The organism is Streptomyces sp. NPDC051020 (genome assembly GCF_040683105.1).
Taxonomy (GTDB): domain Bacteria; phylum Actinomycetota; class Actinomycetes; order Streptomycetales; family Streptomycetaceae; genus Streptomyces.
On the sequence record NZ_JBFBCG010000031.1, the window covers coordinates 1 to 13,691 of the forward strand.

General features: G+C 68.1%; 5 protein-coding genes. All 5 read right to left on the reverse strand.

All coding sequences use genetic code 11. The features are described 5' to 3' along the window. Positions 1-10,220 (reverse strand): LamG-like jellyroll fold domain-containing protein (locus tag AB0N06_RS18515; protein WP_366135741.1); only part of this gene is annotated, 10,220 nt, incomplete at its 3' end. Between the two features lie 237 nt (positions 10,221-10,457). Then, positions 10,458-11,078, reverse strand: coding sequence for a BMP family ABC transporter substrate-binding protein (locus tag AB0N06_RS18520; protein WP_366135742.1), 621 nt, complete (start codon positions 11,076-11,078; stop codon positions 10,458-10,460). Beyond that, complete coding sequence (locus AB0N06_RS18525) at positions 11,075-11,446, reverse strand: hypothetical protein (protein WP_366135743.1); 372 nt, start codon at positions 11,444-11,446, stop codon at positions 11,075-11,077. The genes AB0N06_RS18520 and AB0N06_RS18525 overlap by 4 nt, the downstream gene beginning before the upstream one ends. A gap of 397 nt (positions 11,447-11,843) precedes the next feature. After that, positions 11,844-12,590 carry an N-acetyltransferase gene (locus AB0N06_RS18530; protein WP_366135744.1) on the reverse strand — a complete coding sequence of 249 codons (747 nt, stop codon included), beginning with the start codon at positions 12,588-12,590 and terminating at the stop codon, positions 11,844-11,846. Between the two features lie 159 nt (positions 12,591-12,749). Further along, positions 12,750-13,496, reverse strand: coding sequence for an HNH endonuclease family protein (locus AB0N06_RS18535; protein ID WP_366135808.1), 747 nt, complete (start codon positions 13,494-13,496; stop codon positions 12,750-12,752). Between the last annotated feature and the right edge of the window lie 195 nt (positions 13,497-13,691).

A 13,691-nucleotide genomic window follows, 5' to 3' on the forward strand; every position in this document is an offset into this window, starting at 1 on the left:
ACATAGTACGTGTGCAGGCCCTCGATGCTCAGGTCGTACGTGACGCGCTGCGCGGTGTAGGCCTTGGTGTCGATAATGACCGTGGGTCCGCCGGTGTCGTTCTGGAGCTTCTGGCCGGCCTTGAGGTCGGCCGCCTGGGTCCAGGCGTCCTTGGTGGACTCGTAGAACTGGTGGTGCTTGGTGGTCTGGATCGTCTTCGGGCCGGACTTCGTATCGATGACGACATCGACGTAGTCGCGGTCCGTCTTGGTGACGATGACTTCCTTGACCTTGTGCTTTTCCTTCTTCTTCTTGCCCGGTTCGGCGGTGAGGACGTAGTCCCCGGCCTTCACCTGAGAAATCGGCTTGGTCTTGCCGTTCGCCATCAGCACCCCGGTCAGACCGGTGAAGCTGTGAGGAACGCCGGTCCGGCAGCCTGGAGAGGACGGCTGCCCGTCCGGCTCCTGCTTGGACGTCGACTTCCGGCCGAACCTGCTCGCCGCCGCGCCGAACACACCGCCCGTGACCGCACCCACTGCGGTGGCCTTCGCCGCGCCACTGGCGCTGCAGCCTTCCTCGCTGGTCACGCACGAGACGCCGTAGCCGACCGCGCCTTCCGCCGCGCCGCCCGCCGCGCCCATCGCCGCGCCGTTCAGCGCCTTGCCGCCGACACCGCCGAGCAGCCGGCCCACCGCGCCGGAGGCCGCACCGCCCGCCGCGCCGCCGAGCGCACCGGTGGCCGCGCCCACGCCGACCGCCAGGGCGAAGCCGCCCAGCGTCTTGGGGCCGTCACTCATCGCGTAGCCGACCGCGTTCGCCGCCGCGCCCGCCAGGGCCCCGCAGCCGATCACGCCCACTCCGCCGGTCGCGGCCGTGCACCCGGCAAAGACCACGATCCCCGTGGCCACCGACGCGATCGTCGAGGCGTGCTGCTTCACGAAGTTGGCCGTGGCCTTCGCCGCCTTCTTGACGGCTCTACCGACCTTCTTGGCAGCCTTCACCACCTTCTTCGCCACATGCGTGACGGCCTTGGCCACCTTCCTGACCGTCTTCTTGACCTGCTTGACGACCTTGTGGACGTACTTCTTGACACGCTTGTACGTGCGTTTGACGTATCTCTTGACCTTCTTGACGCTGTCGGCCACGTAGTGCACGGCCTTGCGGACGGTCCGCGTCGCCCTCCTGACGACCCGCTTGGCCGCCTTCTTCACCGTCTTCGCAGCCGCCTTGACCTTCTTCGCGACATGCTTGACGGCCGCCTTGGTCTTCTTCCAGGCCGACTTGGCGACCTTCTTGACCTTCTTCTTGACCTTCTTGATGGCCTTGTCGATGAAGCTCGGCCAGTGACCGGTCGGGTCGGTGGCCGTCATCGGGTTCTGGTCCGCGTACGCGTAACGGTTCGCGGACACCGACGCCGGCAGCGGATTCATCCCCACCGTGTCCCGGCTGCTGAACTGACCGGTCTCCGGCGAATACCAGCGCGCCGCCATGTTCACCTTGGCGGTCTCCGGGTCCGTCCACCCCGACTGGTAACCGAGATGCCCCAGCATCCCCACCGAGTCCGACACCTTGCCGAACGGTGTGTACGACGACGAACCCGACAACACTTCGCCGCCCGCGGTGAACTGACCCACCACGTCGTCATGGATGTCGGTCAGCGCCAGCACCGCCGAAACAGCGGACTTGATCCCCACCAACGAACCGTCGACATTGCGGCTGTACGTCGCGGTGCCGTCCGACGAGACGTCGTTGCCCGCCCCGCTGTAGGCGAAGTCGTACACCGCACCGCCCTGGAGGTCCGTCGCCTTCAGCGTCCGGTCCAGACCGTCGTACGTGTACGTCCTCTCACCCTCGTTGATCACCCGGTTGAAGGCATCCGCCTTCACCGACGTCTGCACACCCGCCTCGTCCGTGACCGAACTCATCGTGCCGCGAGCCGTGTACCGGTACGTACTCTGCCCGTCCGACGTGAGCCGGTTACGGGCGTCGTACGTATAGGTGTCACCGCCCACGCGGGTGCGGTTGCCCGACGCGTCGTAGCCGTACTGCTCGGTCGTCGTCCCGTTGTTCCAGGACGTCAGACGGTTCGCCCAGTCGTAGGTGTAGGTGTTGGTGCCCGCACCAGCCAGACCCGTCGTCGTCTTCGACGTCTCGTTGCCGTTGAGGTCGTAGCCGTAGGAGAGGGACGACAGGGTCTTGCCGCTCGGCGACGTCAGCTTGTCGGTCGACAGCTGTCCCAGCGCGTCGTACGAGAACGTCCGCTGCGCCTTGGAAGGCCCGTAGTCGATCGACGTGACATTGGACTCGATGTCGTAGCCGTACGTCATCGCCGTGCCGGTGGCGCCGTCGGCGACCGTCTTCAGCCGGCCGGCGGTGTCGTAGCCGTAGGTCGACGTGCCCGACGCGTCCTTGCGCGAGGTCATCGCCCCGTCGCCGTTGTAGGCGAAGGACGAACTCCCGGACGGGCCGTCGGCCGACAGCAGCAGGCCGCGGTCGTCGTAGGAGAAGGTGTCCTTCTCCTCACCCGCCCCCGCCACGGCGGTGACCTGGTCGTCATCGTCGTAGGCGTAGGTGTGGTCGACCGTATCGGCCTCCGCGCCCGTGCCGTGCTGACGGATCAGCCGGCCCCGGTCGTCGTACTCGTTGCTCGTGACCACACCGCCGGGCGAACGCTGCTCCTTCGGACGCCCGAGGGAGTCGTAGACCATGGTGAAGGTGCGGTCGGCGAGATCGGGATGCGCCGGTGTGGACGGCTCGATCTCGGACTCCGGCATTCCCCACGTGTTGTACGTCGTGAGGAAGGCGTTGCCCCGCCCGTCCGTGAAGCGCGTCCGGTTGCCCGCCGCGTCGTATCCGAAGGTGGTCGTGATCGACTCGGTCTCCGAGACCGGCTGCACCGCCTTGGTGATCACCCCCGTCGCATCGGTGGTGAGCGTGACCGTGTGTCCCCGGTAGTCGGTCACCGAGGTCGGGTTGCCCGCCCGGTCGTAGGTGGAGCTGCTGGTGCGCAGCACCTTGCCCGTCGGGTCCAGGTCGCTGGTGGAGACCAGCTGTCCGAAGCCGTCGTAGGTGTTCTTCGTGCTGCTGCCGTCCGGGTCGACCGAGGTGAGCGGCCGGCCGTCCATGTCGTACGTGAACCGGCTGGTCGAACCCGCGCCGTCGGTCACCTCGGTGGTCTCGCCGAGGGCGTTGTACTTGTAGGACTCACTGACCCCGGTCGGGCTGACCGTGCGGGACAGTTCGCCGCCGGGGGCGTTGTACTCGTTGATGGACGTGTACGCCCGCTGGGTGGGCTGGCGCACGATGTCGGTGTCCGTCAGCGGCCGCCCGAGGTAGTCCCAGGTGGTCTCCTGACGGGCGCCGCCCGGCCGCACGGCCGAGAGCTGGTCGCCGTTGGGGGTGTACGCGTACTTCGTCGTCGCCCCTCCCGGCTCCCGGACCGAGGCCAGGTCGCCGAGCTGGGTGTAGGCGTACTCGGTGCGCTTGCCCAGCGGGTCGACCTCGGCGATGACCTGCCCGAGCTTGTTGTACTCGTTCCAGACCGTGGCGGTGATGGGTGCGGTGGCTCCCGGCGGGGTGTAGTCCGGCATCGTCGTCGAGGACTCCTGGCCCTCGGCGTCGTAGGCCGTCACGGTCACATTGCCGAGCGGGTCGGAGGTTTCCGTGTCCTCGCCGAAGGTGTTGTACCCGGTCATCGACACCGGCCGGATGGCGACCGGCTGGCCACCTGCTGACTCGCTGTTGACGGTGGGCTCGGTGACACTCGTCTGCTGTCCGGCCTCGTCGTAGCCGTAGTCGGTGGTGTCCCCGTTCTCATCGGTCATCGACAGCGGCAGACCGCGCTGGTCGAGCTTCCACGTGGAAGTGCGGACCGAACTGTCCGCGGCCGGCAGCGTGCCGCCCTTGACCGCGGTGACCTGCGCCGGGGTCAGCGCCTCGCCGTAGACCTGGATGTCACTGAGCGAGCCGTTGGTGTACTCGCCGTACTTGCCACCTGCGAGTCGGCGTCCGATCTGCAGCGGGCCCGTCGCATCCCAGGGGGTCCCGAAAGCGGTCGAGGTCCCGGCCTGCGTGCCGTTGACGTACAGCCTGATCTGACTTGCGTCCTTGTCGTACACCCCGGTCAGATGCGTCCAGGTACCGGGGGTCACGGCGGCATTGCCCGACGATGTGTTCACGATGGTGCGGGTGGTGTCGTCGGACGTCATGCGGCTGAAGGACCAGCCGTTCGCGGTTGAGTAGTACAACTTGAACGCTGTGTCGACGACGCCGTTCTGCGACACGAAGGTGCTGTACGCGGTGGTGTCGCTCAACTTCACCCAGGCGGCAACGGTGAAGGAGCCGCTGGTGTTGACCACCGCTCCCTTCGTCTGACCGTAGGCGCTCGACGTGCCGTTGAAGACCGCCGCACCGCCGTGCTCGGTGGAGCGGGTGACCGCGCTGCCCAGGGCCGCAGTGGCGCTGCCCCCGGAGGAGTCGGCAGCCGTCGCGCCGCTGGTCTCCGAGAGCTTCCAGCGGCCGACCGGGGCGGTGGTGCCGTCGTGGAGCGTGGAGCCGGTGACATTGCCCAGGTTGTCGTAGCGCGTGTCGGTGGTACTGGTACGGCCGTTGGCCGGGTCGAGGTCGGTCTCGGACACGACGTTGTCGTCCGGGTCGTAGTCGACCTTGGTGGTGCGGGCGAGCCCGCCCGGGTCCATCACCGTCGACGTGGTGCGGTCGGCGGCGTCCACCGTGAAAGTGCTGGTGGTCTGGCCGTCGTTGGTGACCTGCTTGATCAGGTTCCCGGCCGCGTCATAGGTGTTGGCCTCCTCGGTGAAGGAGGCACCGGTCTGCGGGTCTTTGCGCACCACCGTGGCAGCGAGCCCGTCATCGGTGTAGGTGTACGCGCTGACCCAGCCCATCGCATCGGTGATCGACGCCAGTCGGCCGCCCGGGTCGTAGGCACGGGACTCCTGCACCAAAGTGGTCGGCGCGGAGGGGTTGTTCGGGTCGCCGGTGTAGCCCAGCAGGTTGGTGGTGAGCGGTCGACCCTCACCGTCGAAGGTGTAGGTGTTGACGTTTCCGGCGGGGTCGGTCTCCTTGACCTTGTTGCCGTAGCCGTCGTACTCGAACGACGTGGTGTCGCCACCCGGGTCGGTGCGCGAGGCCATCCGGTTGTAGGCGTCGTACGTCATCGACGTGGTTCGCGCAGCGTCGCCACCGGTCAGGTCGGAGACGCTCTGGGTGAGGACGTTGCCGTCCGGGTCGTACTCCGTGGTGGTCCGCGCCGTGTGCACGGCTCCGGTGACCCGGTTGGTGACGGGCGGATCGGTCTCGGTGAGGACCTGGTCGTCCTTGTCGTACGTGAGGGACGTGGTCATACCACCCGGCTGGGCGTCCGAGACCTCGGTCCTGGTCAGCGTGCGGCCGAGGCTGTCGTAAGTGCTGGACTCCTTGGCCCCGTTGGCATCCGTCACCGAGGCGAGATCGCCGTTGGCGAAGTACGCGTAGGTGGTCCGCCGGCCGCCCGGTGTGACCACCTCGGACACCAGGCCCGCCGGCGCCGTCGCGGTACCGCCCTCGGCCGCCGGAGTGGTGGCCGTGGTGTACGCGGTGGAGGCGGTCCTGCCGTTCGGATGGCCCGGTACCGGAGGCGTCGTCACCGACAGGACGTTGCCCGCGGTGTCGTAGGTGTAGCTGGTGAGATAGGTGTTGTCGGTCGGTCCGGACGAACGGCCGTCGCGCTCGGTGAGCAACAGGTCGTTGCGCGGGTCCATGGGCGGGAAGGCTGTGGTCGCATCCGGGTAGTACGTGTAGTAGTCGGTGGCGCACTTGTCCGCCACCGTGTCCTGGCACATGGTCTGGGAGACCGTGTTGCCACGGATGTCGTGGCCGGTGATGGACCGGTTGCCGTTGGCGTCCGTCACCGTGTGCAGGAAGCCCGCGGTGTCGTAGCCGTACGTGGTCCGCTTGCCGTTGGTGTCGATCGCGGTCAGCAGACGGTTGCCCATCTCCGCGTCGTACACATAGGTCAGCGTCCGGTTCCCGGGATCGGTGAGCTTCACCGTCCGCACCGGTGCGACCCCGGCGGAGGCCTTGTACGCGGACCAGTGCTGCTCGACCTGGTCCTCGGTGAGCCCGCCCGCGTGCACGGCGACCTCGGCGATGGAGCCGGTGAAGTAGCTGATGTCGGCGGGTGCGCTGATCCAGCCCTTGGCGAAGCCCGCGCCGACGTAGGTGCGGGTGTTGGCCTGGTCGTTGGGCGCCCCCGCGACGTCGGCCTGCTTGACTCCGTCGACGTACAGCGTCTGCGTGGTGCCGATGGCGGAGAGGACCGCGTGGTGCCAGGCGTTGTTGTCGACCTTGCCCTTGGAGCCGAAGTCCGTGCCGGCCGTTCCCGCCCCGTTGTACCAGTGGCCGCGCAGCTTGCCGTCGGCTGCCACATACAGGACCGGACTGTAGTTCCCGCCCACACCGGCCGGGTCGGTCAGGGAACGGGACTGGTCGGCGATCAGCACGCCGGGTTTGGCGGTCTTGAACCACAGCTCGACGCTGCGGTCGCCCTTGCCGTGCCAGGGGCCATAGGGGATCTCCGCGTAGGAGCTGGTGCCGTTGAACTGCGCGGCCGTGACGTCACCGGTACCGAACGGCCCGGCGACTCCCTGGGTCACACTGCTGTAGGTGCCGAATCCGGTGTGAACCTCATTGGCGGCCTGCGGCGCGCCCTTGGTGTCGTCGAGGCGCCAATATCCCGCCGGGGCAGTCCCCATCACCGCGGAGCGGTAGACCTGGGACGAGCCGGTGACGGTGGCCGGATTCAGCTTCCAGGTGCCGCCGTCGCCGTCGGTGGCCTGGGTGACCAGGTCGTCGGTGGTGCCGTAGACGACGGATGCCTGCGTCTTGCCGTTCGGCGTGGTGATCTTGTTCAGCAGACCGGCGGACCGCTTGGCCGCCTGGTACTGCGCGGTGATCGCCGACGGGTCGAGCGCCTCCGTGTAGATCGCCACCTCGGCGAGCTGGCCGGCGTAGTGGCCCAGCTTGTCGTTGGCGTTCATAGCGGGCCAGCCGTCGGTGTTCACGCCCGCGCCGAAGGAGATGTAGGGCTGCTCCCAGTCGTTGATCGTTCCCGAGAGGCTGCCCTGCTTCACCCCGTCGAGGTAGAGCGTCTGGCTGGTCGCCGCACCGGTCAGGGCGACGTTGTGCCACTGGCCGTCCGTGACGGTGGCGGTGGACGCGGTGGTGGTCATGCATCCCGGTGACATGGCGAGGCAGCCGCGGAGCTTGCCGTCGGTGCCCACGTAGACCGCCGGGGTGTTCTTCTTGGTGTTCGCGACCGGATCGGCGTCGCTGAGCGGTTTGTCGCCGTAGTAGAAGAGGACACCGCCGGCCTGAGTGGTCTTGAACCACAGCGAGACCGTCGTGTACGAGGGGGTGGCGCCGGGGGCGCTCGGTATCTCGACGTACGAGGTGGTGCCGTTGAAGGTCGCGGCCTTCTGCGTGGAGCCGGCGAGCGGGCCGCTTCCACCGAGCGTCACATTGCGGTAAAGGCCGTTGTACCTGCCCTGGTTGAGGTCGACCGCGTCGGTGGCGACGGTCGCACCCGCAGCCTCGCCGAGCCGCCAGTACGCGTACGGGTCGGCATCCAGGACGGTGGTGCGGTAGTGGTTGCCGGTGGCGTACCCGTAGACCGTGCACTTGGCCGGGTCCTGCGGCGGGCAGACCGTGGTGAGCCGGTCGCCGGTGTAGCCGTACTGCCACTTCTGGGCGGTGCTCGCATCACCCGCCTTCGCGGGGTCGGTGGTCACGGTGTCGACATGGGCGGCGGTGGCGCCGGACGGCGTCTGCCAGGTGAACGTCAGCGAGCGGTTGGAGGTCGTGTTACTGACCTTCGTCAGCTTGCCCGAGGTGTAGGTGAAGGTCTCCGCGCGGTTTGCGTAGTCCTTGATCGCGGATATCGCGAAAGTGCCGGTCTGACCGGTCACCGCCTGCTGGAAGCTGTAGGCCGTGAAGTCCTTGTCGGTCAGCACGTATCCGCCGCCCGAAGCAGCCGATGCCAGCCGTGCGTACCGTCCCATCGGCGGGACGAAGGTACCGTCGGCGTTACGCCCGAAGGCGACCTGTTCGCCCCCGGGATAGGTGACGATCACGCTGGTGAGCGTCCCTGAGCCGTCCTTGACTTCGACGGCCTTCATGTCGGCGACCGTCGCCCAGCCCGCACCGAACGCACCGTCGGTACGCGGATCGAGGCTGTTGTACGAGCGCTCCACGGAGAGCGACGGGCCGACGACCTCGACCTCCGCGTCGGTGTCCTCGGTGGTGTAGTTGGCGTCGCTGGGGTCGAATTCGTGACCATCGGTGTTCTGCGACAGTCCCGAGGTCACGGGTGGCTGGGGTACAGCGGTGGCGAACCGGCTCGCCGAGTACATCACCGAGTCGTATCCATCGGTGACACTGACGTACCAGGCGTAGTTCTTGCTCCACTTGAGCTTGCCCGCGGGCACCTTCCAACTGCTCTTGGAGATCACGCCGGAGGTGGCGACGGGGGTGTCACTGTCGCTGTCCGCGTCATAGACCTCGAAGGCGTAGGTCAGCGTGGCCATCGGCCACTTGTCGGCGTCGCTGGCATAGACCAGGAGCTCGGGCTGGAGGGTGTTCGCCTGATAGTTCTCCGGCGGGTACTGAGCGTTGATCTGCGGCGCCTTGTTGGCCGTGTAGGTGAGATCGAGGGCCGGCCGGAAGCCCGCCGTAGCACTGTTGTCGGAGTGGAACTTCTTCCAGTGCAGCTGGTCGGTGGTCGGGGCGGTCAGGGCAAGCCCGTAGTTGGCGCTGCCGGTGGCGACGGTGTCGAACCAGCCGGTGGAGAGGTTCACCGGCATCTTGACCCCGATGCCCAGGTCGTTGGTGCCACCCGCGTTGTTGGTGCAGGAAGCGCCGGGGGCGACCGTGGCGGTGCCGATGGCGCTGCCGTACGCCGGGCCCGGGTAGGCGGTGACACCGGACGGCGTCCAGGACGTGGTCACCGGGTGCACGGAGAACGGCTCGGCGGTGCAGGTCGCGGACCAGATCGCGTACACGTTGAGGGTGGCGGCGCTGACCCGCTGGCCCTTCAGCGTGGTGCCCAGCGAAGAGAACTGGAGGAACGAGTTCGTCTTGTTGACGCCGGAGTCGTAGGAGCCGACCTTGATCTGGTTCTCGGTGGAGTGGTCGCCACCGATGGTGTTCTGCGTGTACGTCGAGTTGCTCGCGGCGATGGTCGGGTCCACGGTGACGGGATAGACCCGGGCGGGGTCGTCCAGCCAGGCGCGGTCGGCTGTCAGCCGCAGCGCGGGCTTGTCGCCGTCGATGGTGGTCAACTCGTACGTCACGGCCCGGGAGAGCGCGGCGTCACCGGAGCGCGGGTCGATCTTCGAGTCCTCCATGAAGGCGTGCGGAATGGTGGCTGTCACCTCCCCGTCCGCGTCGGTGAACTGAACGCTTCCGTCGTCCGCGATGCGCGGAGTGAGCCCCTTGAGATCCAGGGGAAACAGCCAGGAGTTCGACGCGTCGGCTGAGCTCAGCACGAGGCGCTCCTTGAAGCCCTCGGTGAGCGGGGACAGCAACAGGTCGGTGTCCGGCAGAGCATCCGCGTAGGTGGCGGTGTTGTTGGCGTCGACCGTGGGGGTGGCCTTCTGCGCGCCGCGCAAGGAGTACGCGAGACTGCGGCCGGACCCGAAGTCGACGGAGGCGAGCTGCTGGTCGGTGGCGTCGGGCGCGAACTCGACGTCGAGCGAGTTCGCGCGCTGCTGGAGCCGCCCGTCGGTGTCGCGGATCAGCTCGGTGTCGATCGGCTTCCAGGTGCCGTCAGCGCCCTTGAAGTTGGACCGGCTCGCGTAGTGCCGGATCGTGGTCGACCCGTCCGCGTTGGTATAGAAGTCCGAGGTCGCCGTGGACTTCTTCGCGTTCCGCTTGCTGGTACGGGTGCTGAAGCTCTTCGCGGTGCCCACGGCCGGATCGGTGACCGTCTTGTCGACCGTGTGGTCGTACCGCTTGTAGGCGTCGAGTTCGCCTTTGCCCTTGCCTGGGCGGTGGCCGACCCCGTGGGTGACGCGGGTCTGTTCGGCGGTGGCCGTGTGGCTCTTGCCACGGGCCGTGCCGCCCTGCTGGCCGGGGGTGTCCAGCGGGGATTTGTCCATCCACTCCCACAGCCCGGACAGGGAGAGTCGGGGCATCGACACGGCGGGCAGGGTCTCCCCCGCTGCCGCCGCCGTCTCCGTGGTCAACATGCAGGAGAACGAGACAAGTACGGCCAGGGCCGTACCTCTCACCCTACGGCGCCCGACGGGCCCGGGCGGAAATAGTGAGGATGGTCTGCGCCATCGGGCACGCATCAGGGCCGCCTTCTCTTTCGCGAGATTTACAAACAACCTCGCGACTTTGCCCTAACCGCACGCAAGTTCTACACCCGCCCAAGATCCTTTTTATATGATCTTTACCTCGGGCGGCGAAATATCCTGTATTGCCTACTCGGCAAAGACTTTGACGGCGCGTCGGATCGCCTCGGCAACCCTGTCCGGAAGATCCTCACCGGGATCCAGGGAGGTGAGGTTTCCGCTCGCGGAACTGCCCCCGGCAGATGCCTCACCGATCACCACGAATGGGGTCTCGGGATGGCTCTTCGCGACGCTCCGTGCGGCCTCGGCCTGGGCCGGGCCGCTGGCGAGCACGATGCCGCACCGGCGCTGCATCAGGCTGTTCATGTGCGGCTGTGCGTTCGACACGGTCTGCTCGCCCATCACAGGTACGTAAGTGACCCTGGCACGGGTGTCGGCTGATGCCTGCTGCATCCCGGCCCAGACCGGTGCGGCCGGTGAACCCGCGACAACGCCCTTGTCCCCGGTGAGCAGACAGGCGTTGAAGTTCCGGTACTGCCGGGCCCGCGCGTCCGGCGGGGCCGTCGTGTCCGAGCCGCCGAACCACTGAGCGCCCAGCAGTACGCACCCCACCAGCAGCAACCCGCCCGTCGCCCAGACCGCCCGACGTCCGCGAACCAGGCGCGTCGCGCCTGCGAGCGCCCGCCCGATCCGGGTTCGGCGTCCGTCCGGGAGCGGCTGCGGCTTCCTCCAGTGGCGCCGGGTCCTCACCGGACCTCCCGCGCGGGGTGCCCCGCGCGCGCCCGTACCGGCCACGCGAGGAGGGTGTGGACCGCGGCACCGAGCGTGGTGGCGAGCAGCAGCAGGAGATCCACGGCGAACCCGAACCCGTGGGTCTCATCCGGAGTGAAGGCGATCCGGAGCATCCAGGCCACGCTGAGGGCGGTGAAGACGGCACAGGCCCGCCAGTCGGCACGCCCGCGCCGGCGCAGGGCCAAGACGAATGACGGAACCATCCCGAATACGCCCAGGGTCACCACGGGCACCACTGCCATCAGCAGACAAGGGGTGGCCGCCGCGGTGGCCGCGCAAAGAGACCTGGGGCTGCGGGCGGTGCCGACGGGCGCAGCAGGCTTCACGAGCTGTTCCTCACGGGATGGGATCGAGACGAGGCCCGGGGGACGGCTGGTCGGCCGTTCGTGCCCGGGGCGGTGCAGACGCCGTACCGTACACCGCCGCCGTGGCGGGCCGCCCCGGAGGGCGCCACCTCACGTCAGCAAGGGCCGGTCTCCGTCGCAGCATACGGACCGTACCGTCACGTTGAACTCCGCCCCCGAGGCTGCTATGTCGTGTCAAGCGGCTTGAGCTAACGGCGGCGGTCGCCACGGAGGGCCGGCCCCACATCCTGAAGCTGGGCTTCGGCACCGAAACCCCGGTCACGGTCGAGTTCTCCGAGTTCGACAAACCGTTCACGGTGCAGAGACCGGCTGTCTGACACCTGAGGAACCCGCCCGCCCGGGCGGGTTCCTGTTGTGTTCACACGCCGTGCCGCACCCACACATTGGGTTCCACGTACACCGCGTATCCGTGCGCCACCGAAACGTGCACCGGCACCAGCGCCCCCGGTACCCCCACCGGGCCGTCCTCGTCGAACGGCAGCCCGGTCCAGGACCGCCACCGCGCGAGGGATCCGGACACCGCCATCGACACCGGCGCCACCGCCTCGATCACGCCGCCCGCCCGCACATGGACGCGCAGCCACGGGTCGTACGGCAGCCCGTCCTCCGCCCGGTTCCGGCGGGCGTACTCCTCCATCGGAACCGAGGGGTCCAGGTGCTTGGCGCTCGGCCGCACCGGAGCGACGAGCTCCCGGAACCCGAGCCTCCGGGTGTTCTCCCGCATCGCGGCGACCATTTGCCCCGAAATCCCGTGCCCCTGCCGTCCTTTGGCGACAGAGATCTCGATCGCACCGACCGTGTCCGGCGTACGCCCATGCCGCAGGTCGGAGAAAGCCCACAGCAGCGACTGGTCCCAGCCGCCCTCGGGCAACTTCCCGCGCCCCGGTGCGTGCAGCGCAAACGGCACGCTGAGCGCCCGCGCGACGACATCACCGTCCGGGTCGGTCGCGACGAGCACATATTCCGGGAACTCGACGGCGATCCTCAGGTAATTGGCCCACCCGACGAGATCCTCCAGCACGAACTCCGGCCAGGTATCGGGCATTTCCTGCATGGGCCCGGCAAGCTCGGGGCGCGCGGCAAGCGTGGTGATGGTCAGCTCCATGCACCCGACGCTAGGTGCCGGTGCTCCTTTCGGCCAACGAATTCTGCAGTGTGGCATGGGGGCAGCTGAACGACCGGCCTGTACCCGGCTCCCCGTCCTCCCAACAGAGCGTCCGCCCGGGGGCCTCGTCCGCGACGGCTTCTCAGCCGCCCGGTCCCGTCAGCCGCCGCACTGCGCCAGCATCGCCCGCTTGTCGGCGGTGGTCACCGGCAGCGCGTACTTCAGCGATACCTGCGCGAACCGCACCGCGTACGAGCAGCGGACCGGCTTGTACGGCGGCAACCAGGACGCCGGGCCCGAGTCCCGCTTGGCGTTGTTGGCCGGGCCGTCGACCGGGATGAGATTGAGGGGGTCATTGGCTATCTGCTGCCGCTTGGCCTCAGGCCAGCGGGAGGCGCCCATCTGCCAGTCGTACGACAGCGGCATGACATGGTCGATCTGAACCTTGGTCGCCTGCTGCTTGCGCCAGTCGATGGTCGAGCCGGTGTACGGATCCTTGAGGGTCATCGAGACGACCACACAGTCCGAACCGGACCGGAACTTCACGTCCTTGCCGTCTCTGGCGAGGAGGTCGTTACGGGTGTCGCAGCCGTTCCTCGCGAGCGGTATCCCGTCGACCGAGTCCTTCCAGGCGTAGCCGAACTCGTCTCGCGCGTAACCGGTCTTCGGTCCGCGCCCCTTGGTGCTCACCTTGTCGATGACCTTCCGGGCGGCGGCCCGGTCCGCCTCGGTGGTGAGGGGTGCGAGGCCCGGCTTCGTGCCGTCGGGGTTGTTCAGCGGGCTGGCGCCGAAGCCGCCCGCGGAACCGCCGGCCTGCCGCCCGCTCCCGCTGCCCTCGGCGGTCACACCTTCGGGGTCGCAGCCCACCAGGGACAGCACGGTCGCCGCGCTCAGGGCGGGCAGCATCACTCGGTACGCGCGGGAAGATATCACTCGAAGCCGTCCTGACGGGGAGAAAGCCGAACCCGGTGATCCTACGGACGTCTTCCCGCTGACGGGTGTTCAAGGCCGCCGCAGGAGCCGGATGCGGCCCGAATCACACCGCGCCGCGCCGTTCACCCGCCGGGGTGTGTCCGAACGGCCCGCTGGGCGACCGGAACC

Bases quoted from the DNA above. Each gene is read 5' to 3' on its own strand.
- AB0N06_RS18530 (WP_366135744.1), bottom strand. From the start codon at position 12,590: ATGGAGCTGACCATCACCACGCTTGCCGCGCGCCCCGAGCTTGCCGGG.
- AB0N06_RS18535 (WP_366135808.1), bottom strand. From the start codon at position 13,496: ATGCTGCCCGCCCTGAGCGCGGCGACCGTGCTGTCCCTGGTGGGCTGC.